21 protein-coding genes and 1 pseudogene are annotated in these 25519 nt (G+C 40.0%); 17 read left to right on the top strand and 5 right to left on the bottom strand.

The window, feature by feature from the left end; genetic code table 11:
- The 6 genes from ASG01_RS16110 to ASG01_RS15140 form a co-directional block, all read left to right on the top strand.
- Positions 1-777, top strand: a 777-nt coding sequence (locus ASG01_RS16110) for an immunoglobulin domain-containing protein (protein ID WP_238584565.1), incomplete at its 5' end; no start/stop codon positions are given.
- The coding region (locus tag ASG01_RS16440) for a SprB repeat-containing protein (protein WP_410492827.1) at positions 714-1123 on the top strand (410 nt) is incomplete at its 3' end. The genes ASG01_RS16110 and ASG01_RS16440, both read left to right, overlap by 64 nt.
- Positions 1124-1131: 8 nt before the next feature.
- Entirely contained in the window at positions 1132-1536 is a 405-nt protein-coding gene (locus ASG01_RS16445; protein ID WP_117613480.1) for a hypothetical protein, read from the top strand.
- Positions 1497-2123: a T9SS type A sorting domain-containing protein gene (locus ASG01_RS15130; RefSeq protein ID WP_055865616.1), complete on the top strand. Its 627-nt coding sequence runs from the start codon at positions 1497-1499 to the stop codon at positions 2121-2123. Before ASG01_RS16445 ends, ASG01_RS15130 begins: the two co-directional genes overlap by 40 nt.
- A 261-nt stretch (positions 2124-2384) precedes the next feature.
- Positions 2385-3158: an SDR family NAD(P)-dependent oxidoreductase gene (locus ASG01_RS15135; RefSeq protein WP_055865618.1), complete on the top strand. Its 774-nt coding sequence runs from the start codon at positions 2385-2387 to the stop codon at positions 3156-3158.
- A 58-nt stretch (positions 3159-3216) separates the two neighbouring features.
- Positions 3217-4137, top strand: a complete 921-nt coding sequence (locus tag ASG01_RS15140) for a helix-turn-helix domain-containing protein (RefSeq protein WP_055865621.1) — start codon at positions 3217-3219, stop codon at positions 4135-4137.
- 128 nt (positions 4138-4265) lie between these two features.
- Here the strand turns inward: ASG01_RS15140 and ASG01_RS15145 are convergent.
- Positions 4266-4844 (bottom strand): annotated as a pseudogene (locus tag ASG01_RS15145) (DUF1572 family protein).
- A 215-nt stretch (positions 4845-5059) separates the two neighbouring features.
- On the opposite strand from ASG01_RS15145, the gene ASG01_RS15150 reads away from it, so the two are divergent.
- Together ASG01_RS15150 and ASG01_RS15155 are read left to right on the top strand one after the other, a co-directional pair.
- The gene (locus ASG01_RS15150; RefSeq protein WP_131725392.1) at positions 5060-6130 is read left to right on the top strand and encodes a DUF5700 domain-containing putative Zn-dependent protease; all 1071 of its coding nucleotides are present in this window, start codon (positions 5060-5062) and stop codon (positions 6128-6130) included.
- A gap of 365 nt (positions 6131-6495) precedes the next feature.
- Positions 6496-7125 (top strand): CatA-like O-acetyltransferase, encoded by a 630-nt coding sequence (locus tag ASG01_RS15155; protein ID WP_055865626.1) that lies wholly within the window; start codon positions 6496-6498, stop codon positions 7123-7125.
- Positions 7126-7163: 38 nt separating this feature from the next.
- Here ASG01_RS15155 and ASG01_RS15160 read toward each other — a convergent pair whose 3' ends face one another.
- Both ASG01_RS15160 and ASG01_RS15165 read right to left on the bottom strand, forming a co-directional pair.
- Positions 7164-7829 (bottom strand): NAD-dependent epimerase/dehydratase family protein, encoded by a 666-nt coding sequence (locus ASG01_RS15160; RefSeq protein WP_055865629.1) that lies wholly within the window; start codon positions 7827-7829, stop codon positions 7164-7166.
- A 119-nt stretch (positions 7830-7948) separates the two neighbouring features.
- The gene (locus ASG01_RS15165) at positions 7949-8509 is read right to left on the bottom strand and encodes a hypothetical protein (protein ID WP_131725393.1); all 561 of its coding nucleotides are present in this window, start codon (positions 8507-8509) and stop codon (positions 7949-7951) included.
- Between the two features lie 1106 nt (positions 8510-9615).
- Here ASG01_RS15165 and ASG01_RS15170 point away from each other — a divergent pair.
- The 9 genes from ASG01_RS15170 (at position 9616) to ASG01_RS15210 (ending at position 24062) form a co-directional block, all read left to right on the top strand.
- Positions 9616-9879: a helix-turn-helix domain-containing protein gene (locus ASG01_RS15170; RefSeq protein WP_055865634.1), complete on the top strand. Its 264-nt coding sequence runs from the start codon at positions 9616-9618 to the stop codon at positions 9877-9879.
- Between the two features lie 202 nt (positions 9880-10081).
- Positions 10082-10234 carry a hypothetical protein gene (locus ASG01_RS16055; RefSeq protein ID WP_157844209.1) on the top strand — a complete coding sequence of 51 codons (153 nt, stop codon included), beginning with the start codon at positions 10082-10084 and terminating at the stop codon, positions 10232-10234.
- Positions 10235-11292: 1058 nt separating this feature from the next.
- On the top strand, positions 11293-11934 hold the full coding sequence (locus ASG01_RS15180) for a DUF6266 family protein (protein ID WP_055865641.1): 642 nt from the start codon (positions 11293-11295) through the stop codon (positions 11932-11934).
- 230 nt (positions 11935-12164) lie between these two features.
- Positions 12165-15167: an Eco57I restriction-modification methylase domain-containing protein gene (locus ASG01_RS15185; RefSeq protein ID WP_238584566.1), complete on the top strand. Its 3003-nt coding sequence runs from the start codon at positions 12165-12167 to the stop codon at positions 15165-15167.
- A gap of 136 nt (positions 15168-15303) precedes the next feature.
- Positions 15304-17415, top strand: coding sequence for a hypothetical protein (locus ASG01_RS16275; protein WP_055865648.1), 2112 nt, complete (start codon positions 15304-15306; stop codon positions 17413-17415).
- A 118-nt stretch (positions 17416-17533) separates the two neighbouring features.
- The gene (locus ASG01_RS15195) at positions 17534-19201 is read left to right on the top strand and encodes an ATP-binding protein (protein ID WP_055865653.1); all 1668 of its coding nucleotides are present in this window, start codon (positions 17534-17536) and stop codon (positions 19199-19201) included.
- A gap of 12 nt (positions 19202-19213) precedes the next feature.
- Complete coding sequence (locus ASG01_RS15200; RefSeq protein WP_055865656.1) at positions 19214-19879, top strand: response regulator; 666 nt, start codon at positions 19214-19216, stop codon at positions 19877-19879.
- Positions 19880-20067: 188 nt separating this feature from the next.
- Complete coding sequence (locus ASG01_RS15205) at positions 20068-21018, top strand: hypothetical protein (RefSeq protein ID WP_131725394.1); 951 nt, start codon at positions 20068-20070, stop codon at positions 21016-21018.
- A gap of 125 nt (positions 21019-21143) precedes the next feature.
- On the top strand, positions 21144-24062 hold the full coding sequence (locus tag ASG01_RS15210) for a reprolysin-like metallopeptidase (protein ID WP_055865662.1): 2919 nt from the start codon (positions 21144-21146) through the stop codon (positions 24060-24062).
- Between the two features lie 142 nt (positions 24063-24204).
- Here the strand turns inward: ASG01_RS15210 and ASG01_RS15215 are convergent, their stop codons facing one another.
- Complete coding sequence (locus tag ASG01_RS15215) at positions 24205-24618, bottom strand: hypothetical protein (protein ID WP_055865665.1); 414 nt, start codon at positions 24616-24618, stop codon at positions 24205-24207.
- 58 nt (positions 24619-24676) lie between these two features.
- Entirely contained in the window at positions 24677-25276 is a 600-nt protein-coding gene (locus ASG01_RS15220) for a Crp/Fnr family transcriptional regulator (protein WP_082498404.1), read from the bottom strand.
- Positions 25277-25519: the final 243 nt, after the last annotated feature.

Below are 25519 nucleotides of genomic sequence, written 5' to 3' on the forward strand. Positions count from 1 at the left end.
TTGCCGGCAGGAACCGAAGTGTACATTGTCGGACTTGCTGCCTCAACATACAATCCGGTTACTTCAACATCTACAGCAAACGGAACGGTAACTTTAACAGAAGGAACCTCAACCAACGGTTTATCCCTTTCAAATGTCGGGGATCAGATCATCGCCTTTCAGGGTGGTGGCGGTAGTGTTTCCGCAGCGGGAGCGACCAATATCGCGGGAATCAATTACTTTTATACTGCAGGAACGACCACAGCAGGATGGAACACCGATGCGCCGGTAAGTCCGAATGCATCCCTTATGCCTCCGGGATTAACCGGCGGTACCAGCGCATTTTATACCGGTGCGGTAACAGGTACCACAGCTCCCGCATCCGGTAAATTCAACTGTACGGGAGTGCCTTCATCCACGGCGTCAGGTGTACGCACGGCGGTCATGAATGTGGCGAACTGGTCTTTAAGTGTTTCACCGATAGGACTGTTTTCAGGATGCAGTTTCCTCGCAGCAACGCCCGTAATTACCTTGAATCCAGTCAACAAAACAGTATGTTCAGGATCATCCACAACATTTACCGTAACGGCAACAGGTGCCGGTTCGTATCAGTGGTTTCAGAATACCGCTTCGGGGTTTGTGGCACTCACCAATACCGCTGTTTTTTCAGGAACGGCAACGGCCACCCTAACGGTGTCAGGAATCACATCTGCATTAAACAACACGCAGTACCGATGTGTGGTAACAAGTGCAGCAGGCTCTACAACATCGACTCCACCGTTACAGCAACCGGCGTAAAAACCGATGTGCTGTGCAACGGATCAGCAACAGGAGCCATCAACCTCACACCCGGCGGAGGAACCGCGCCGTATACCTTCAACTGGGGCAGCGGTGTAACGACCGAAGACCGTACAAATCTTGCGGCAGGAACCTACGCAGTTACCGTGACAGATAATACTGGATGTACAGCTACCGCTTCATTTACCATCCTTCAGCCGGCAACAGCAGTTTCAGGAACTACTGTAATAACCAACGTGACCTGCAACGGAGGCATCAACGGAGCAATCAACCTGGTACCAACAGGCGGAACGGCACCGTATACCTTTAACTGGGGATCAGGAATTACCACGGAAGACCGCACCAANCGGAGGCATCAACGGAGCAATCAACCTGGTACCAACAGGCGGAACGGCACCGTATACCTTTAACTGGGGATCAGGAATTACCACGGAAGACCGCACCAACCTTCCGGCCGGAACTTATACTGTAACCATTACTGATTCAAACGGCTGTACAGCAACCGTCAATGCAACAGTAGCACAACCTTCACTTTTGAATGCAACGGTATCCCAAACCAATGTAGCATGCAACGGTGGAAATACAGGGACAGCCACCGTAACGGCTACAGGCGGCACGTCACCATACACGTATGCCTGGTCACCGTCTGGAGCGAATGGTTCGGTAATTACAGGTCTTACAGCAGGCAATTATTCGGTAACGGTAACAGATGCCAACCTGTGCAGTATTGTCAGAAACATCACCATTACGCAGCGGTAATTACAGGTCTTACAGCAGGCAATTATTCGGTAACGGTAACAGATGCCAACCTGTGCAGTATTGTCAGAAACATCACCATTACGCAGGCAGCGCCGGTTTCGGCACCTACGGGAGCGGCGACACAGACGTTCACGACTGGCGCTTCGGTAACCACTCTGGTAGCAACAGGACAGAATATCAAATGGTACATGACCGCTGTAGATGCCGCTTTGCATGTCAATCCGATAACAACATCGTTGATTGTAAACAATACCACTTACTACGCAACACAGACCGTAAACGGTTGTGAATCGACCGCTTCACTGGCTGTATTGGCTTTTAATGTAACACTGGGAACAACAGATATGTCAGGGATATCGGCTGAAATGCAGGTCTATCCGAATCCGGTTCGGGAGATGCTGACCATTTCAGGAACAGAAAAAATAACAGGCATTGCCATCTAYACCGCAGAWGGACGTAAAGTTTTGGAAAGAACGAAGATGAATAACGAACGGACAGTCAATGTATCWKCTYTGCCAAACGGAATGTATCTGCTTCAGGTAAAAACCAATGATCAGGTGAAAACCATAAAGATCATCAAAAAATAAAACCCTTCAGAAAACTCATTTAAACCATTCAGCGTTTTTCAACGGGGTATTCATTCTGGATGTATCTGATCCTCATCTATTTTTACAGCTGTACGGGAACCAGACATCTTAAAAAGATAAGTATTCAAATGAGATAAAGCCATTCTTCATTTCATAAAAATCTGACTCTGATCCCCGTTTTGGCTAAAACAATCCTCAGTACGGATACACACCGGCACCGGACAATTCTGAACTTTGCTGCATAATAAAATCATTAGAGTTATGCAAAACGATCAACAGAAAGTAGCACTGGTTTCAGGAGCCAATACCGGTGTAGGATTTCAGATTGCCAAAGCCTTGGCCGAAAAAGGGTATACAGTGTATTGCGGTTCCCGTAATCCGGAAAAAGGAACTGTGGCAGTTTCCAAAATCGCCGGTGATGCAAGAGCCATCCAGCTCGATATTACCGATTCCGATTCGGTAAGTGCAGCCGTAGAAAAGATAGAAACCGAACACGGTTACCTTTCGCTTCTGGTTAACAATGCCGCGATTTCCACGGTCGGTCAGCCCGGAAGATCCATGGAAGAAATGCTCGGTGCCCAGCGCGCAAGTGTTGTTCCGATCAACGAACTGAAAGCGGTTTGGGAAACAAATGTCTTCGGAACGCTGGCTGTCACACAGGCATTTCTTCCTTTATTAAAAAAAGCTCAGTATGCAAGGATTGTGACCTTATCCAGTTCACTGGGTTCTTTAACCATTAATTCGAATCCGGAAAATCCGTACCGCAGCGCTTTTGATGCTGCCTATGGAGCTTCTAAAACGGCGCTGAACGGAATTTTTCTCTCACTGGCTATCGATCTCGAAGCTTCCAACATTAAAGTTCATCTGGTAAGTCCAGGCTTTACCGCCACGGCACTGAACAATTTTCAGGGAACTGACAGCGTAGAAGAAGGCTCGCTGGAACCGATCCGCGTTGCCCTTTCCGAAGATCTCCCAACAGGAAGTTTTACCGGACCGGAAAAAGACAGTGGCGAAAACCATATACTTCCCTGGTAAACCCTCGGCTTCAATCAAAACCTGTGACCGTATCACAGGTTTTTTATACATTTATCTCATGAAAAGTAAAGGCGAAAAATTAATACGCTTCATCTCAATATCTGAAAGCCATAAAGCATTTGGGCTTCCGGCACCGCAGCATCCGCTGGTCAGCCTCATTCATTTTAATGAAGCAAATCCTTTCAATACAGAAATGGCACCGATCTACGATGTCGTTGATTTTTACAAAATAACCTTTATTACAAAAAACAGCGGCAGACTGAAATACGGACAGGATTATTACGATTTTGATGAGGGCAGCATGCTGTTTTTAGCGCCAAACCACCTGGTAGGAAGTACCGATTACAACAGCAAAACCTATTGCTACATTTTACTTATTCATCCCGATTTACTGCTGGGTCATCCGCTGGCGAAAAAGATCAGACAGTACAGCTATTTTTCTTACGCATCAAACGAGGCACTGCATCTTTCAGAAAAGGAAAGAGCGGTAATACTGTCTGTGTATGAAATCATGGAAAAGGAACTGAACAGCGGGGTCGATGAATTCAGTCAGGAAGTGGTGATTGCCCAGATCGAACTGATGCTGAGCTACGTCAACCGGTTTTATAAACGCCAGTTTATTACGCGTAAAAAAGTCAGCAATGATATTCTGCAGAAAACAGAAACTATTTTGGATGAATACCTGAACAGTCAGGAAACACTGAAGCTGGGACTTCCCACCGTGCATTATCTGTCACAGCATCTGAATATTTCATCAGGTTACCTCAGCGACATGCTTCGTGCACTGATCGGTAAAAACGCGCAGCAGTACATTCACGAAAAAATCATTGAAAAAGCAAAAGAAAAGCTTACCACATCAGAACAGAGCATCAGCGAGATCGCGTACGAACTGGGTTTTGAACATCCGCAGTCTTTCAGCAAACTGTTTAAGACAAAAACGCAGATCACACCGCTGGAGTTCCGGCAGTCGTTTAATTAATCTTACTTATACTGTTTTTGCAGGAAAAGCATGGTCAATAAGACTGTATTGATTGTGTAAAAGTCAAAACCTGCATTTCAATAACGATCAGCAAACGAACATTTAAACGCTGTTCTGCCGTGCTTTTATTATGAAAGACGGTCTGTTCTCTTTATATATTCGTCTGTAAAGTGTTTCTTCTGCCTGGGTTGCGCAAATTTGTCGCTGTTATATGCTTTGGAATTTCCCCTGGGAATAGAAAGTTAATTCCAGTTTTCATTGCAGAATATTTTACCGATAAAAACGATCTGCCCGATGTGATAAGGATAGTGCGCCAGCTGCCGGTTGATGGCTTCTGTTACTGTATGTCCCTGATTTCTGATGAATATTTCTTTTGCCAGATCCTCTTCCGTCAGTGGCGTAATTGCGCTGAATAAACACGCCCAGCCTTCATTCCATTTTTCTAAAAGTTCGGTTCTGTCTGCAATATCATTCTCAAATTCGGCGTCCCGCTTCCGCCATTCTTTTTCTCCGTCTGTGGTTAAAAAATCAGTCCAGCGGGAAAGCATATTGCCCCACAAATGTTTCACAATAGCGGCAATATTGTTGCTTTCTTCGTTCAGCTGAATAAATAACTGTTCGTCAGAAACCTGAGAAAAGGTTTTTTCTCCCAACATTTTGTAATATTCAAACTGTTTTTTTGCACTTTCTAAAAAATCACCGGTCATACGATTTTACTTGTTATTTAAATTTGATGTATTGAAGCTGAAAATACATTTAAAACAGGAAACTATTTGCAATTCAGCTTGCTTTTTATTTAAAGATGATAAAATCTCATTCTGTTTGAAAAACCTCAAATAAAAATATAGCGTACCCTAATATTTTTTATATTTACCGGCAATTTAAAACCAATACCTTCCCCGTGAAAACCAAGAACTTTCTCTTGTCCGCAGTTTTTTTACTAATTTCTTATACTGTTACCGCCCAGACTTTTGTGGATAACACCTGCTATAAATATTTTGAAATAACTGCGAATCTGAAAAAAGGCGACAGTCTCCGTAAAGCTGACTGGAAGCTCTTTCTTTCAGACAAAGCGATCAAAGATTATATGGATGATCAGGGTGTGGGTGAACAGTACTTCGAATCGTACCGGAAAAGTATGGAGGTCGTCTATATGCCCAAGAATGATTCGATTCTTCAAAAACGGCTGAAAGATCCTGAAAAATACTGGCTGACGTACATGATCAATCAGTACAAAATCAATGAAGACGGTATGAAGGAATATTTAAAAAACATCGATAAAGATCCAAAATCATACTTCGATATCTCCTATCAGTTTGCCTATTCTGCCTTGCCAAAAAGTGCGCACAAAAAACTTCCCGATCTGAAAGTAGCCATCATTCCGATTCATAATGACGCGCATGCACAGAAAGACATGATTATCTACACCCTTCTGTGCGCTTATAAAAACGATCAGAATAAAATGGGCGCTTTGGGCGGACATGAGCTGCATCACATGCTGCGTCCCCAGCCCGATTTTACGCCGCTGCCGGAAGACGAAAGTGTCGTACTTGCCATGTACCGGGTTTTAAACGAAGGTTCTGCAGATATGGTCGATAAAAAATACATGACTGAGACTGCAACGAAGCTTCTGCCTTCACAGCGTTATTTCCAGGAATTTTTTGATGAGGGAAAGAAAATACTTCCGGCCTTGGATGCGCTTTTCCAGAAAGATCCGTTAACCTGGAAAGATCTTAAAGTCAGAGATTTTTTCAAAGGAACGCCCTATACAGGTGGTCATGTTCCCGGGACTTATATGGCGCATTACATCGAAAAAAATGGTCTGAAAAGTGAGCTTTTGAAATCTCTGGATGATCCCTTTGCTTTTTTCCTGGTCTACGACAAAGCATCCCGAAAAGATAAAAGCAAACCTTTCCGGTTTTCCGACGTCAGTATTCAGAATATAAAAAATCTTCAGATAAAATATTTCAAAAAAGCGGAGAAGCCATCATAACAGAATGATTTTCTTTTAATGAAACAAGGTTTCTAGAAACTATCTTTTTAAAATTCAGTTTTTCAGATTTCCGAATTTACACGCTTTTAAAATTCTTAATTTTAAAGCCTGTTTAAAAATTATTAAAACAGTTTGATGATATTGAGTTTTAGTGGTTTGATTGACTGAGTCTTCGACAGGCTCAGACTGACAAATTGTAGACTAAACGCTCAATGTAATGGTGTCACTCTGAGCTCACCGAAGAGTTTTTGAACCTGAATTATTTATCTGATAAAAATTTAAACAGGCGCTTATATAATACTCAATTTTAACCGTCCGTAATTTCAGTATTAATTGATCTTACGGAACTTTGCAGAAACAGAAGCATGCAGTTTATTGATCTTGAAAACTGGAACCGGAAAGAACATTTCGAATTTTTCTCTTCCCTGAAAAGCGCCTATTTTGGCTTTACCACAGAAGTCGACTGCACCCTGGCGTATGAACATGCTAAAAGAAACAGACATTCTTTTTTCGCGTATTATATTCACAAATCGATGGTGGCAATCAATACAGTAGATGCACTGAAACTCAGAATTGTGGACGATAAAATTGCGTTGTTTGATACGGTACACGTTGGGAGCACCATTGGCAGATCAGACGGCACATTTGGTTTTTCTTATTTTGAATATGCTGAGGATTTTTCTGTCTTTAATGAGCGGTTGCAGGAGCAGATTTCCACAGTTCAGAACTCGAAAGGTTTGGGCATAAAAAATGAAACGCTACCGCCAAATCACATCAGGCATACGACGATTCCGTGGCATTCTTTCACGTCGATTCTGCATCCGACAGATTTTGATCCCAAAGAAAGTATTCCCAAAATAGCCTTCGGAAAATTCAGCATCCGCGACGGAAAAAAGGTGATGCCTGTTTCTATCGAAGCACATCACGGACTGGCCGACGGCATTGATCTGGCAAAGTATTTCAACGCATTTCAAAATGAACTGGATAAACAGTAAGATCTGAAAGCTTTTTTTAAAAAGAAGTTCTGAACATTTTAGATCTCTACCGGTTGTTTTTGGTGCGCTATTGACTTTAAATCTTTGATTTCCAAAATTGTATTCCCGTATTCCGTTGACAGTATACGGCTCAGTGCTGTAACGATTTCTTTATACGTCAGCGTCTGTTTTGGAAACAGATAAGGGTATATAAGATTGAGCATTTTAAAAATAAACTTCACATTTTTTTGCGCTTGTAGCGGAATGATAAAACCCGGCCGAAAGCTGTAAACATTTCTAAAAGGAAGCTCAGCCAACGCGTTTTCCGTTTTTCCTTTGATTCTGGCCCACATGATGCTTCCCTTTGCAGAGCTGTCAGCGTAAACGCCTGACAAATAAAAGAAAACCATCTGAGGATTTAAAGCCGCAAGCTGCCCGGCGAAGATCATCGTGGTTTGAAAAGTCACATAACCATAGTCCTGCTCATTCATTCCAAAAGAACTGATTCCGGCACAGTACATACAGCAGTCATAACCTGTTAATTTTTTTCTGTAAGCTTCCAGATCAGTAAAATCTTTCACCATAAGCTCAGAAAGTTTTGGGTTTTTTACCGGCGACGGCCTTCTGTTGACCATCAAAATTTCAGTAAAAGCGGGATCATCGAGACAGGTCAGTAACATCCCCTCTCCCATCATTCCCGTTGCGCCTGTCAGAATTAACTTCATTCTTTGTTTTCTGTTTACACTTCATTATTTTTTAAGACATTGAGATTTTACCTGCGTTCTTAAAAGTTGTGCAAAATACCCAAAGCCATCATGACGGTGCTGTTTTCAGAAATAACGTATCAGCGGCCGGGATACTTTACGTCATACAGTATTTTTCTTTTTCTGCAGTCCAAATCGTCAACCCAGTACAGTTTTAAATCTTCAAATTTAAATGTAGCTTTTCCGGTGATGAGACCATCAGGATCAATATTTGTTATGGTAAAATAATTTTCATCACACCAGTCAATGAGTCCGTAATAAACTTCATCATCGTTTAATTCAAATTTTATAATGTAGACTTTGTTTCCAATAAAATTTTCCAACAGACTCGGGAAACCCTCAGTAAAATCATTTCCGCCGCTCTTAGGTTGATACGTCTGTTCAAAAACTGCATTCGGGCTTTTTGCTAAATGTTCAATTCCTTTTATATAATCCGTATCTGTCTCAAAATATTTTATATCAGCAAGTTTATGGGTTAGCAGACCGTCAGACATACCATATTTTGAAAAGTGCTGCAAGACAACAAATTCCTCATTGTAGTCTATAACATATCCACAATAAAAACCATTGTCAGAACCATAGAAATTTAATCCAACAAATGTTTTCAGGTTTTTCGACATTTCAATTATATCAAGTATCATAATTTTTAAAGTATTTTATTAATGCTTACCATTGTTATGCAAAATTATTTGTAATAATAATTGTAACACAATTTATGGCGAACCCATTGCCCTGCTAATATAAAATTAATCAGACTGTTTTTCAGACTTTAATAATATATTGCTGCTCTACAATTTAAAAAATTATGATGTAACGAATCACAATCTTAACTTTAACAGTTACAGTTTTATAAAAGAGTACTCAGTCTCCAAAAAATAATTCATCATCCAAATTCTTCATTCAAAATTCGACTCCGCCACATCGGGTAGGTTTGCAGAATCGTATCGAAAAATGACAATTTTGAAAAGGCAGACCAAAAACGAATTCGGAATTATTGGCGTGAAGAAAAAGAAAAAATATTCTGTAATTGAACAAGGTTCAATTAAACTTATTCTTGTTTGAGCGAAGCGAAACTTTAGTTCGACGACTGTAAGGAGTCAAACCTAACGCAGTGGTTCGACGACTGTAAGAAGTCAAACCTAACGCAGTGGTTCGACGACTATAAGGAGTCAAACCTAACGCAGTGGTTCGACGACTGTAAGGAGTCAATTTAGAAAAGTTTTAGAATATTTTTTCTTTTTTAGCCAATAAATTCAGGTCTTGATCTTTTGGTTCGTTTTGCATCAAGGCACATCTAGAAGAGATTCAATGATTCAAAAATTAAATATAAAAAACAGAATTAAAATGAACAGGAAAAAACTTTTCGATACATTTTTCTCCGCTCCACTGCAAAAAGCACTCGAATTGACGGCAATTTAAATTACCAATTTATAGTCTTAAAAATTACATTTTCCATTATCATCGGGTATTAAAACCATACATTCAACACTTTTTTAAAATCATCTAATCATGCGTAAAATTCCATTTTATCCGTCTCTGTTACCGGTTTAATATATCTCCTGATACAGTGGTAAAAACCTTATTACTAAAGCATTTATAATACTTAACTTATTGACTTTTAAACTTCAAATGCACATAATTGCAGGCAAGATCAAAAATAAATGAAAATAATTGAAGTAGGTAATCATTTTATTGTATACATTTACCTGCTGCTGATAACCATGGCAACTTAACAAATTACAATTACATGAAGACACAGAAAAAAGCCCCGAATGGTGATGATGTCTTAACAGATCATTCGGAAGACGACGCCAGGATTACTGGTGGCTGTTACAGTTTAGAAAACGTCGCCCTCAGCGATTTTATGGATGGGACGGATGTCAGGAATCTCCTTCACATCAGCGACTCTACGCTGCGGCGCATGAGGAAAAGCGGGCAGCTCCCGTGCATCAGGATTGGCAAAAAGTACTATTACCCGAAACCCTTTTTTCAAACAGCCTTTAAAGTCTAAAGGCTTTTTTCATGCCCAGATTTGAGGTTTTGGGTTGGTGAGTGTGAGAGGCAGAGAGTTTGAGGGTTTGAGAGTTTGAGAGTGATTGAGTAAGTTAAGCTGGTAGACCGTCAGAAATTTGTCAGGTATACATTTTTAATATCACCGTGTGATATATCCTTGTGAATTAATCAAACCATGCAGTGAAATATTTTACATTCCTTTGTCAGTCGATCCAGAGCGTCCGGCGCTCCGTCAGTTTGAGTGTTTTCCGCAGCAAAGCGAAGGAAAATGTATCGAAAACTTCATAAAAACAAATGACTTTTCACTTCAAAAACTTCCCGATACACTCCACTTTGTTCCGTACCCGAAGTGACGACGCGTGAAAAGGCATACCGAAAACGACTTAGGAGGTATTGGCGTGAAGAAAAAGAAATAATATTCTGTAATTGAACAAGGTTCAATTAAACTTATTCTTGTTTGAGCGAAGCGAAACTTTAGTTCGACGACTGTAAGGAGTCAGTTTAGAAAAGTTTAAGAATATTTTTACTTTTTTAGCCAATAAATCCAAGTCTTGATTTTTTGGTTCGTTTTGCATCAAGGCAAAATGAACAATAAAATATTAAATTAGAATTTTATACAAGAAATCCAAGTCTTGATCTTTTGAATCAAGCCAAAAGAACACGAAATAAAAAATTCTCGATACACATTTTGCAAAAGCTACTCGAAGTGACGTAACGCACACAGCAATTAGTTAGCAGGCTTCAAAAAAAAATGAGAATTGAGGTCAACGACCATCAAACTTTTAGCGTTAAGCAAATTGAAAAGTAGGGACAAAGAAAAAAGTTTAGTGTCTGAAGCGCCGGACAGAAGTTTGTTTTGCTGTACAAAATGTCTTTCGGCGCAAGTTTTAAACTTTTTGAAGGGCTTCAATTTGTAGCATAAAAGTTTCCAGGTCTTGATCTTTTGGTTCGTTTTGCATCAAGGCAAAATGAACAAGAAATAAATCTTTTGGTTCTTTTGGATCAAGCCAAAAGAACAAATAAATACCACATTCTTCGACTCCGCTTCGACTCTCCTTCGACACTCCTTCGGAAAAAGAATCATTTTTCCGAAGCGCTTCCGAAGAAACCCCGAACAACACCCGAAGTAACGCGCCAAAATTCAGGTGGGATTTTTGAGGGCTATTGGAAGATTTTGGCTGGAAATTTTAAGAAGTCTTTCAGCTGCTTTTGAAAAGTCCCACACCAAGCATTTCGGTTGAAAGGTCTGAGCCTGAGTGAGTAGCTGGTTATGCATACCGTTCAAAAGCGGTCATTCGCGTTCAATTGGCGCCATTCGCGTTCAAAAGCGTTCACAAAATTGTCAAAATGACTTTTGTGTGCTTTTCTGTTTTACCTTCGTCTGACAAATAACAAATAAAATCATTTAATCATGGCAAGAATCAGCAAAGGAATCCTCGGTGGATTCTCAGGAAAAGTAGGAACCGTAGTAGGTGCCGTATGGCGCGGACAGGACATTATCCGCAGCATCCCAAAACCCAGTTCAAGACCCGCCAGCGACAAACAGCTGGCGCAGCAGATGAAGTTTAAACTCGTGATCACCTTCCTTCAGCCGCTTAAAAACATCCAGACCAGGTATTTTGGCAGCGGCAGCGGATCAAAATCGCGCATCAACCTTGCGGTATCGTACACCATTGGCGAGGCGGTGGAAATCATGAATGATGAAGCCGTTCTGATCTTCAGCAAGGTGCTCATCACCAAAGGCGATCTGGCAGGTTTCCAGAACGGACTAGCCACGGCGGAAGCCGCGCAGAAAGTGAAGTTCACATGGGAAGACAACTCGGCACAGGGCAATGCCAATGCCAAAGATGTCGCCAATGCGGTGATTTTCGTTCCGGAATCCGGACTGTTTGAGATCTACGAAAACATCGGCGAACGCGATGACCTCACGGCCACCGTCACCCTGCCGACCTACTGCGCCGGACTCGATGTGGAAGCCTACGTCTACTTCAGGAACGAGGCCGAAACCCTGGCCTGCAATTCCTCCTACCTCGGCACGGTCACCGTGCTGTAAGCACGAATCTCCATCCTCCAAAAGGGTGGAGATTTTTTTTGTGCCATATATCACTCTGTAAAGGTTTTCCGTAATGCGGAATCAGGAATTTTTTGGTAGATTTGAGATTTACAGCATTTTTATAATTCAAATGATAATATCTGTAAATTTCAAGATCTAATAAGCCAAACAGTACATGTAAAAATGATAAAATATTTTACATGTTTTTATAAAACTCAACTGCCATAGAAATGTTTCAGAAAACAATCGTTAATAAATATCTTAAATCTCAAAATACAGATCTCATTTCATCAAAATGGAATCTCTTCACTGCCCATTTCCATCATCCTGAGATTCAGGAAAACATCAGACAGTCTAAAGAAGAGCAGTATCAGGGTGAGTTTCTGATTGATTTGTTCGTGAACATTTTTGGCTATACGAAAAACCCAACTCCTGCTTATAATCTTACTACAGAATATAAAAATGTAAAAGACAGCAAAAAAGCCGATGGGGCTATTGTTATCACTGGTTCTGTAAAAGCCATTATCGAACTGAAAGGAACCAAAACAACCGATCTCTCGAAAATTGAGGAACAGGCTTTTGGATATAAAAACAACCAACCCGACTGCAAATACATCATCACTTCAAATTTTGAGAAATTAAGATTTTACATAGACAATGCCATCGAGCATCTTGAATTCAATTTATTTGAACTCAAATTTGAGGAGTTTCAGCTGCTCTATCTCTGTCTTGCTTTTGAAAACATTGCTGCAGGCATTCCGGGGAAGATTAAAGATGAATCTCTCAGTCAGGAAGATGTAATTACCAAAAAGCTTTACAAAGACTATTCACTTTTCAAGCGTGAACTTTTTCAGAATCTGCTGGTGCTGAATCCTGAGATCGACCAGCTCGAACTCTTTAAAAAATCCCAGAAACTGCTCGACCGTTTTCTTTTTCTGTTTTTTGGGGAAGACAGCGGTTTGCTTCCGCCCAACTCGGTGCGCATGATCCTTGAGCAGTGGGACAAACTGCGGGATCTCGATGAGTACGTTCCGCTATACGACAGATTCAGGAAATATTTTACCTATCTGAATACCGGCTTTAAAGGAAAACAGTTTGATGTATTTGCCTACAACGGCGGACTGTTTAAACCCGATGAAATTCTGGATACGATACAGATCGATGACCAGCTGCTGTACACGCATACTATGCGTTTGGCAGAGTATGATTTTCAAAGCGAGGTAGACGTAAATATTTTAGGTCATATTTTCGAGAACTCGCTGAACGAAATTGATGAAATCAAAGCCCAGCTTGCCGGTGAAGTCATCGATAAATCGAAGACCAAACGCAAGAAAGACGGCGTCTTTTACACCCCGAAATACATCACCAAATATATTGTAGAAAACACCGTCGGGAAGCTGTGCGAAGAAAAAAAAGCAGAATTTACGATTGTAGAAGAAGAATATTTTACCGACAGAAAAAGACAGCAGAAAACAAAAGCCGCGCTTCTGCAAAAACTGTATGATTACAGAGACTGGTTACACCAAATTACCATCATAGATCCTGCCTGCGGAAGTGGCGCATTTCTGAACGAGGCTTTGAATTTTTTGATTACTGAACACCAGTATATCGATGAACTGGAAGCCAAACTCACGGGTTCGTCTATTGCGTTCACGTATCATTCTGAAAGTATTCTTGAGAACAATCTTTTCGGTGTCGACCTCAACGAAGAATCGGTGGAGATTGCCAAGCTTTCACTCTGGCTGCGGACTGCGGAAAAGAATAGAAAACTGAATAGCCTAAACAGCAACATTAAATGCGGAAACTCGCTCATCGACGATCCTGAAATTGCCGGTGACAAAGCCTTTAACTGGGAGCAGGAATTCCCGCAGGTTTTTTCGAAAGGCGGTTTTGACGTGGTGATTGGGAATCCGCCGTATGGAGTTAATTTTAATGAAAACGAAAAGAAATTTTTATCTAATTTTGATGATTTCGTTCCAGATTTTGAAATATATATTTACTTCATTTCACTATACAAAAAAGTATTACGAACAAATGGTGTTTTATCATATATCTTTCCTAACACTTTTTTGGCCACAGTTTTTGGGAAGAAATATAGAGAAATGATTTTTAAAAACGTACAAGTGTATGAAATAGTTGATCTTTCTCAAGATAATACATTTGCTGACGCCGCTGTAAGAACTTGTATTTTTTCTTTTACAAATTCTTCAAAAGATTATAAAACTTATCTTAAAAAAATTCAAAATAAACAGTTTATCGAACTAGTTTGTTATGAAAAGAGTGATATTTTAAAAGAAGTTGAAAATGTTTTAAGCTTGTTTAGTCAGAATAAAATAGAAAAACTTATAATAAGTAAATTAAGCGAAAATCAAATTTTAGCAAATTTTCTTGAAGTATCACAGGGATTAATACCTTATGATAAATATAGGGGACACGATGAAGAAACAATAAAAAATAGAATTTGGCACGCGAATTATAAAAAAGATGACACTTTTCAAAAAGAATTAAAAGGAGGTGATGTTTGGCGTTATGGTATTCATTGGAACGAAGAATTATGGATAAGTTATGGCGACTGGCTTGCTGCTCCAAGAAAAAAAGAGTATTTCACAAATGCCAGACTATTGATAAGAGAAATACTATCAGGAAACTTATTCTGCACGTGGACAGAAGAAGAATTCTATAATACACCGTCAATTATAAATATAATTAATAAAAAAGATTTACTCGATTTAAAATTTGCTTTACCATTAATAAATTCAAAATTAATTGGTTGGTTCACATACAAAACATCTCCAAAGGCAAATAAAGGATTATTTCCAAAAATCCTAGTGGGAGATGTCAAAAAAATTCCAATAAAAGAAATCCCATCAGAATCCCAAAAACCTTTCATCATCAAAGCTGATCAGATGCTTTCCCTCAATAAAGAACTGCAGGAAGTAAACGCGAAGTTCCTGAGAATTTTTAAAGAAGAATACAAGATCAATAAACTCAGCAAAAAACTGGAAGGCTGGTATAAATTATCGTTTTCAGAATTTCTTGCCGAGCTTAAAAAACAAAAAGTAGAACTCAGTCTTTCCCAAAAGGCAGACCTCGAAGAATATTTTGATCGGGAAAAAACCAAAGCTGTAGATCTTCAGTCTACCATTGCAGGCACAGACAAAGAAATTGACCAGATGGTGTATGCGCTATATGGTTTGACGGAAGAAGAAATTGCGGTGGTGGAGAATAGTTGAGGTGTGTTTTTCTTTGATTATTCTAATTTAATGCGAAGATTTTAATATTCTTTTCAAACATTATTAACAGTAAAAATAATAACTTCAAAGATATAACAGATTTAAAAATTACCATTTATTACTAAAACACAAATTTATGAGCTTAGAAAAATTTTATGGCTTAAGAGAAGACTTTATTATTCTTGGATTAACAGGAAAAATGCAAGCAGGTGCTGATAAAGTAGTTGAAATATTAAAGGCTGAAAAAATTTCAGAAACACATAAAAACTTCTTACAAGAGTTTCCGAATAAATATAAGTTGATAAGCAATACTGAGTCTTTGAAATATAAGAAAGTTGGTGAATTCTACAAATATGATGGTAACTGGAAGCAATTTAAAATAATTGAATACAAAGATGTGATCCTACTATTTATTTTGCATGCTTGCTACAGTACTGATTTAACTGCCTTTTCTCGAAATATTGCGAATCTTATAATTGAATTGGGGACTTTTAAAAATAATGAAAGAGAAAGGTTTGGTTCAACAAAAGGAATTGCTCAAGGAAGTAAAGAATTTATACAAGAGGAATTCACCGCTCATTTAAATCACGAATTAGAAAAACTTACAGTAACAGACATTTCAGCGTTTACTAAAGGTGATCTTGCAGATGCTTTGAAAACTGATAACCTATATTTCTCAGATGAATACCAAACATTTGCGAGGGCTTTTTTTTATAAACTTGACTCGTTTAGTATTTACTTAAGACACATGTTAATTCATGTGGCTTCTTATCGCCTCAGATTATTTGGAAATTTAAAGACAGGCAGTGAAGAAGGTGATATCGAAAAGTTAAGTGAAATTTATAAAATTGCTGAAGTAATTAATTCAATAATTAAGGCTCACAGAAAAAACACAGGAAAAGCTCATATTATAATTGATCGCTTGAAAAATTCATATGAAATGCTTTTTTTTCGAGAGAAATATTCAGGATTTTATATGGTCTCACTTAACAGAGAAGATAATTGCAGATATGATTCAATTAGAGAAAAAATTAGTGAAATTCGTAACGCTAAGACAGATACAGATGAAAATTTTAAAAGAATTAAGGAACTAGACCAAACTGAATATCTCGTATCCGAATTTAAAAAAGGTGAATTTGAAAGTTTTGATATTGAAAACTGTGTGCAAAAAGCTGATTATCACATCTGGTATGACGAAAAATACAGTGATATAAACTTTTATGATAAATTTGAGAAAGAAGATAAAATATTAAAATTTGATAAAGATGTAATAGAGGGTATGAGCGAATATTATGTTTATCAACCATTATTAATTCAGATATTAAAATTAACAGCTTTAATAAAACTTCCAGGATTAATAACACCTACCTATCCTGAAAGAATTATGCAAATAGCATACAATGCTAAACTTAATTCAGGTTGTATATCTCGGCAAGTGGGCGCTGTGGTCACAGACAAAAATTTCTCAGTTAAAGGTATTGGCTGGAATGAAGTTGGAAATGGTCAAATTCCATGTTCAAGTAGAGATATTCGAGATTACGAAAAGTCCTCTGTAGCTGATAATAATGGTTACACTAAATTTGAACTCGGAGAAACAGATCATAAATATAAAGATGGAAAGAGCTTTCGAGAGAAAATGATTGAAGACATTGAGAAAATAAACATTGATCTTGATGACAATTTGAAAGGCCGTACTTGTTCATTCTGTTTTAAATCACACCATAATAGCTACGAAGCAAAGGATAATCAAGTACATACAAGATCATTACATGCTGAAGAAAATGCGATGTTACAGATTTCAAAATATGGTGGACAGCCTTTACAAGGTGGAAATCTATTTACAACCGCCAGTACTTGCGAGCTTTGCGCAAAAAAAGCTTATCAATTAGGGGTTAAAAATATTTTTTACATAGATGTCTATCCTGGAATATCAAATGATCAGATATTAAAAAACGGAACCCATAGACCTAATCTATTTGCCTTTGAGGGTGTTATAGGTCGTGCATTTAATAAGCTTTATGAGCCTTTTATGTCGCAAAAAGACGAATTACATATTAGAACCAAATTTAAACCAACTATTACACAAACTGAACAAGCTTCACAAATCCAACATATTATAGGATCTAAAATTAGCAACGCGTCACCAAAACTAAAAGAATATCTAAATAAGATGAAAGACGACCCTATCATAATAGAAAAAATTGTTGCATTGATGGATAAGGGTATAAATTCGGACGAAGTTCAGTAAATTACGATGATAGCATGCTTTACTTCTAGCTACATTATATAAGACTAAAAATACCATAAATCAAGGGCACAGGATTTTTCTCTGTCCTTTTTTGTTACTTTGCAGACAAACTGACTGCTTGAAATACGCCACGCTCACCGTTCTCCTCCTTCTCCTTTCTGGCTGCCGGAAAGAAATTCCTCAAAATACCGAACTGGGAAAAGACAATCTCCCCTACGCCAGGGCGCGGAAACTGCGCGATGCCGGAAAGTCAGATTCCGCATTTTACTATTACAACCTCGCGAAAAACGAATACCTGACCCACAGAGACTCGGTGGGAACGGCGCAGTCGCTGATCAATATGGCGATTATTCAGACGAATAAAAACGACTGTTTCGGAGGCATCGAAACCTCGGTCGAAGCAGAAAAATATCTGAAAAACACCCGCGACAGCCTTACGAGAATTAACCTCGCCAGGAATTACAACAATATGGCCATTGCCTCCTCATTCCTCAGCAATTATGACGATGCAATGCGGTTTTATAAAAAAGGCATCGCCCTGACCGACAATCCGGAATATAAAAAAATATATTACAACAACATCGGCGAACAGCTCACGCGCCTGAAGGACTACCGCACCGCGCTGCATTATCTTAATCGGGCGGTGGAAACCGAAGATCAGGCAGCTTACGCGCGGGCCTTAAACAACAGGGCGTACACAGAATTTCTGCTGAACGGTAAAAACCCTCTTCCTGATTACTACAGAGCCTTAACAATACGGGAAGCGCAGCAGGATCCTGTGGGCATGAACTCCAGCTATGCAACGCTGGCAGATTACTATAAGACGGTAAACCGCGATTCTTCACTGGCGTATGCCTACCGAATGAAAGCGACCGCAGAGGAAATTAAAAGTCCGGACGACCTGCTTCAGGCATTACAGAAAATCATTCTGCTGGATCAGGAGCATTACAGGACTCATTTTGAAAGCTTTCAGAAAGTCTACGACAGTGTGACGCCTGCCCGTGCCAGGGCCAGGAATCAGTTCGCCCTTGTCAAATCAAATATCCGGAAAACAGCCCTCCGCAATGCCGAACTCGAAGCGCTGACGCTGCGCAATGAAAACCGCCTGCTGGTACGCAATATTCTTATGGCCATTTCTGTAGCCACTGTTATTTTTGTCGTGATTTTTTTTACATTAAGACGGAGAAAAATGCTCCGCGACCGCCTGATGGAAGTGCAGAATACCGAACTTAAGTATTCGAAACGCGTGCACGACGTGGTGGCAAACGGCATTTATCAGGTCATGACGAAACTGGAAAACCATCTGGAAATAAGCCGCAGCGAAACCCTCGATGATCTGGAAGCTATCTATCACCAGTCGCGGAACATCAGCTACACCCAGGAAGAAACGCAGGTAGACAGCACTGCTTTTAAAGAAAAGATCCGGAAGCTGGCAGGATATTTCAACAGCCGGGACGTGGCCACCATTCTTGTGGGGAATGATGCTGAGACGTGGCAGAATATTTCGTCTGGGCATAAAGCTGAGGTGTATCAGGTTCTGCGCGAGCTGCTCATCAACATGAAAAAGCACAGCCATGCCAGCCGCGTTACCCTGCACTTTGAAACCTCAGCAGAAAACCTGAAGGTACACTATGCCGACAACGGCATCGGTATCGGAACTGACCCTGTTTTTAAAAACGGCACCCGGAATATGGTTAACCGTATGGAAAAAATAAACGGACGCATTACTTTTGAAAAAAATCCGGAAAAAGGGCTGCAGGTCAGCATCACAATTCCGCTATATTAAAATACGTCTGAAATGTTTAAAAAAGTATTGATTGCCGAAGATCATGAAGTGCTCAATTTCTCGGTACAGCGCACGGTGCAGGAACTGAATATCCCTGTGGTGGACCATGTCTTCTACTGTGATGATGCATTGGAAAAAGCGAAGAAAAGCCTCCGCGAAGGGGCACCTTATGATCTGCTGATTACCGATCTGCACTATGACAGCGACCACTACGAACAGAAGATTAAAAGCGGCCGCGGGATGATTTGCGAAATCAGGAAGCTGATGCCTTCATTAAAGGTTATTGTCTTTTCTGCCGAACATAAACCGGGCGTGATTGATGAACTGTTTACAGAATACGGCATTGACGGCTTTGTGCGTAAAGGCCGTCAGGATTCTAAGCAGCTGATTAAAGCGATCCGTACCGTAGATTCTGGGGAGAAATTTTTGGCGCCGGAAACCGGTTTGGAAATGAAGAAACTCAACCGCTATGAAATCTCGACGTTTAATATGAAAGTGATTTCGCTGCTGGCCAGCGGCGTGTTTCAGAAAGACATTCCGGATCATCTGAAAAAGGAAAACATCGAACCCAACAGCCTGAGCACGATAGAAAAAAGGCTGAATCAGCTGAAAGAGGAGCTGGGCGTGAAAACCAATGAGCAGCTGATCGCCTTCTGCAAAGATCTCGGCGTCATCTGAATCAAAAGTCTTCAAAATACAGTAAAAAATGAGTCTTACCGATACTCCGTAGATAAAGCATAGATAAAGCATAGATAAAGCATAGATAGTGTATGGATAGAGCGTGAATGTGGTATGTTTTAAAAACCGAAAGATTTGGAGCGAATGTAAATTATCTTACATTGCACCGAACAAACGCTAAACTTCTGATGAACGCTTTTCTAAATACCTTCCTTATCTTTTTCACCACTGTTGCTTTTGCGCAAAGTGAGCAGTCAGGCGATACGGCATATTTCGATGTTGAAAAGCAGAAGTTCGGTGACATCAAAGAATACAAAACTGCAGACTTTAAATTTGTCAGTCCCACCGTCAATCTGGAAAACATGGTGGATATATTCATGCCTCAGCCTTATAATTTCAGTCCGCAGAAAGGCAGCAAAACCCTGAAGAAAATTACAGCGTATACAAAATCCGGTGATCAGGATACTAAAAAGTACCACTCCGAAGACTTCTTCGACCGGGAAGGTAAAAAGTACCAGACCAATGAATTCGGTTATGTAAGCACATATTTTAAATATGATAAACTGGGTCGTCTTTCAGATAAAATCCGTGTGGTGAGAGCCGATACAGTGTATCATCACCGGTACCGTTTTAATAAAAACAGTCAGCTGATCTCATACGGTACCACGAAGATACAGTACGACAGTTCGGGAAGACCGGTCAGTTTTAAAGATTCTTTGGCGGTTGATTTTCCGTACCGTACGGTGATTATGTATGACCATTCTAAAGTCCGAATCGAAGAACAGAAAAACGGTACCGCCATCGGTTTCCGTGAATTTACCTATTCTGAAAATCTGAATCTGATCAAAGAACGGTATGCAGACAGAACGGTTTTTCACAGCTATAACGCGCAAAACCAGAAGATCAAAACGGTGGAATTTACCGGTGAAAATCTCTACCGCATTCAGACTTTTGAATACAGCGAAATGGGTGACCTGAAAAAGCAGCGCTCCCATTTGGGTCCGAATATCAAAAGCGGCATCACCACCGAAAACGTTCCGACATACAGGTACGACGCGCAGGGCAATAAAACCTTTTTTAAAAGTTCATCGGTAGTCGCTTCTCCGACGGAGTATTTTTATGAAAATGAATATTACTGATTTTTCTGAGGTTTCTTTCAGTTATAAATTATCTGCTCATTTATATAAAAAAAAATACTTTTAATTTATTAACACGATATTCTTTAATTGAATATCTTTGTTTCATTAAAATTATCATAATCTAAATGAAAAAATTAATTACATCCTTGCTGTTGGGTATGATTGGCACGTCAGCCATGGCTCAATGGAGCCCGGCCGCATCCGCCGCTAGTTCTGGTAAAGCTAATGAGGCCAGAATGTCATATAAATTAGATTTGACGAAGATCAGATCTCAACTTGCTAACGCGCCTGAGAGAGGAACAAACGGAAAACCGGTAGAAATACTGCTTCCTACTCTTGACGGAAAAATTGAAAGGTTTGCTGTTTACAGCTTTCCGGTATTGGTGAAAGAACTGGCCGATCAGTATCAGCTGGGATCGTATATCGGTGTAGGAATCGATGATCCTGAGAAAAGTGTACGCTTCTCTCTGGCGCCAAATGATTTCCAGTCTATGATGCTGAAAGATGGTGTGTACCAGTTCATTGATCCTCAAAATGCTGATAAAACGGTATACAGCGTACATGCGAAAACTAAAAATACCGGTGACAGAGGTTTTTTATGCAGTATGAACGAAAGCGTAAAGTCTAAGCTTGAAATGAGCGAACTGTATAAGCAAGGCAAACTGGCTGGCGGTTCATCTTCACTTTTGGGTAAGATGTCTGATAAGAAATACCGTACGATGCGATTGGCTATGTCGGTAACAGGCGAATATACGGCTTTCCACGGTGGTACTGTAGCAGGAGCACTTGCCGGAATCAACGCAACAATGACGCGCGTAAACGGTGTTTTTGAAAAAGATTTCGCCCTTCATTTAAACGTGCAGAATTTTCCTGCAGTGATTTACACAAATGCTGCAACTGATCCTTACTCTCCCGGATCAACAGGCGCAGGAGGTGCATGGACTCAGGAATTACAAACTACCTTAACTACTTTTGTTGGTAATGCCAACTATGATATCGGCCATCTATTTGGTGCATCCGGTGGCGGCGGAAACGCAGGATGTATCGGATGTGTATGTATTAATCCTACAGCAGCCGCTCCCAACGGAAAAGGTTCAGGGTATACCTCTCCTGCCAATAACAGTCCACAAGGCGATTCATTTGATATTGATTATGTAGCGCACGAATTGGGTCATCAGTTGGGCGCAAATCATACCTTCTCACACAATATTGAAGGCACAGGAGTAAATATGGAACCGGGTTCCGGTTCGACTATTATGGGATATGCAGGAATTACAAATGCCAATGTGCAGTTGAGTTCTGATGCATACTTTCATGTAGCAAGTATTTATCAGGTGGAACAAAATCTTATCGCAAAGACATGTGATGTAGAAACCACGCTTGCCAACAATCCACCGGTTATAACGATGCCTGCCGACGTAACAATCCCAAAAGGAACTGCTTTTGTTCTGACAGGTTCTGCAGTGGATCCTGAAAACGACCCGATGACGTATTGCTGGGAGCAGTCAGATTCTGCAGACAATCCGGTAACTACCGTTACGGGTACTAATACAACTGGTGCATTTTTCAGATCCCTTCTCCCTAGTACCTCACCTACGAGGTATTTCCCTAAATTATCTTCGGTATTAAATGGGAATCTGACAGTACCTGCTGACTGGGAAACCGTTCCGAATGTAGCAAGAGATATGTATTTTGCTTTGACGGTACGTGACAACAACGCAGTATCTACTTCACAGCAGTCAGATTTTGACGAAGTAAAAGTGACTGTAGCATCTGCAGGTCCTTTTAAAATCAACACAACGCAGATTTATCAGAATGTTGCTTCTTCTCCTGTTACATGGGATGTAGTAGGAACTGCAGCGGCGCCATTTAACGTAACGAATGTAAAAGTTGATTATACTACCAATAACGGAACAACCTGGACTGTGCTGTCCGCATCAACTCCAAATGACGGTACAGAATCTTTCACTTTGCCTGCTTCGCTAATCGGACAGAATATTAAACTGAGAATTTCTGCGATCAACAATATATTTTATGCAGTAAAACAAATCTTGGTGACTACTGCAGCAAACTGTACCGGTGCCGCTCCAACAGGAATCACCGTAACCAACGTAACTGCCACTACAGCTTCTGTAAACTGGAATGCGATTACAAATGCTACATTTATTGTCCGTTATAAAAAATCGGCTGCCACAGCCTGGTCTCAGGTAACATCGACTACTACCAATGCAATAATCCCAGCTCTCGAAGAGGGTACAGCGTATGATGTTCAGGTAGCTGCTGTTTGTTCTGGTGTAACCGGTACATATAGCGCAACTACACAATTTGTAACTTTATCTGCAGTAACATACTGTCCGCTTTCATCATCTAACTCAGCAGATGAATTCATCAGTAATGTAACGCTGGCGAATGTGAACAATACTTCAGGAGCAAGTACCTATACCGATTACGGAACAGATGCTTCAAAAATCGTTTATCTTAATGCGAATTCTCAAAACAATGCATTATCAGTAACAAAAGCATGGACGAGTACAACATATCCTGAAGGGGTAAAAGTTTGGATCGATTTCGACAGAAGCGGTACATTCGAAGCTTCAGAATTGGTGCTTTCTACACCTTCAAACACAACTGCAACGGTAACATCTACATTCAATGTACCTTCTACTGCGGTATTGAACAAAACGCTGAAAATGAGAGTGGCAATGCGATATAACACAATACCTACAGATGCATGTACAGCTTATGTTTATGGAGAAGTTGAAGATTATAATGTGATCGTAAACAGCTTCCTTTCTACAAACGAAAGCACTGCAGCAGCAGATAACGGAGTTCGCATCTATCCAAATCCTGCAACAGATGTTTTAAATGTAACTAAAGTTTCAGATAAGGCTTCTTTCAGAATTCACAATGCTGCCGGTCAGCTTGTGAAAGGCGGTAATATTACCGGCGGACAGGTAAGAGTTTCTGAACTGGTAAGAGGAACGTATGTAATTACCATCAGCGATAAAAATATCAGTGAAAGCCTGAAGTTTATCAAGAAGTAATCATACCAGCATATTAAAGTAAAGGTCTCAGAAATTCTGAGACCTTTTTTTGTTTGGTTTTTTGAAGGAAATTATGTAGAATCAGCTGTTGATAGAATCATCATTTCAGAGAAAATGACCTATTAATCATGCTAATAACCAACTAAACCGGCCGGAATTTCCTTTGATTAAACCTTCTTTTAAATGCTTTTCCGTCCTCAAACCGGTAGAAATACGTTTCTCTTTCTCTCGGTAAAGGTAGAATCATGGTAAAACATTCACCTTCCGGAAGTTCAATAAGTTCGTGAATAGTAGATGCGGGAACAAAATGTACAGTGCCTTCTTTGCGGTGATGAACAGACGAAGTATATGTGCCGTCTTCGTGGATTTCGTAAATCCTTTCTACGTAGCTTCCTTTCAAGACGTGGCTGGTAAAACCGAAAGGATGATCATGAATATGCTCGTGCTCGTCGAGCCTGCTGAAATGATGCAGAACCGCATCAAACGGAAGTCCCAAAAGATGATGCTTCACAAATACGGCATTCATTTTCTCTTTCTTAAGTCGGATACGGTTCATGATGAAGGTTTTATAAAAGCAACGGATGGCTGCAGTTAAATTAGATTTGCAAAAAGAATTAAAAATAGACGCGCCCTCTGGTAATCTTCACTACATGCTCAGACTCAAGTTTCTTAAGAATCCTGATGACTGTTTCTATACGTAAACCCGTCATACTGGCGAGTTCCCGTCTGGTATAGGGAATTTTAAAGGCATACTTCTCAGAAAGATCCTGATTCTCCTTCAGATGCGTCATCACAGTGAGCAGTTGGTGGGCAGCATCTTCTGACGTGAGACTGTTTAGAAATAGATAACTGTAATACGTCCGCTCGGCACAGTTCCGTAAAAAGCCCAGCTGAATCTGAAAATCTGACTCTAAAAGCTGTACAAATTGGTACCGCCCGAGACGCAGAACGGTACATTCTTCCATGGCAACAGCACTTGCAGGATACCGGTGATGTTTACAGAAAAGAAAAACCTCACCCACACTTTCACCTTCATGATGAAAACTCTGGATAAATTCTCCATCATTTCCTTTAATATTGGCTAGTTTAATCTTTCCGGTAAGTATTTGAAAATAGTATAAAGGGGCATCATTTTCAGCAAATAGATACTCATTAGGTTTTAATGAGATCATCTCAGCCCCATAGGTGATAAGTAAATCTTTGCTTATTGACATAAATCTTCATCATCCGATTTTGTATACATTGTTTAAGCTGTCTGTATAACAATGATCCGTTGATAACCGAACAAATATACGCGTTGTACATTCATCCGTATTATGATCATAATCAGTCGAAACGACTGGCAAAACTAAGCCAAATTAAAATACTTTCCACATATTAAATATACCATAAATTTAAAATATGATCTGCATCATAAAATAGAAAGATCGTTACTGCTACATTTGTAATGGCTTTAA

It is taken from the genome of Chryseobacterium sp. Leaf180, from assembly GCF_001424585.1.
Taxonomy (GTDB): Bacteria; Bacteroidota; Bacteroidia; order Flavobacteriales; family Weeksellaceae; genus Chryseobacterium.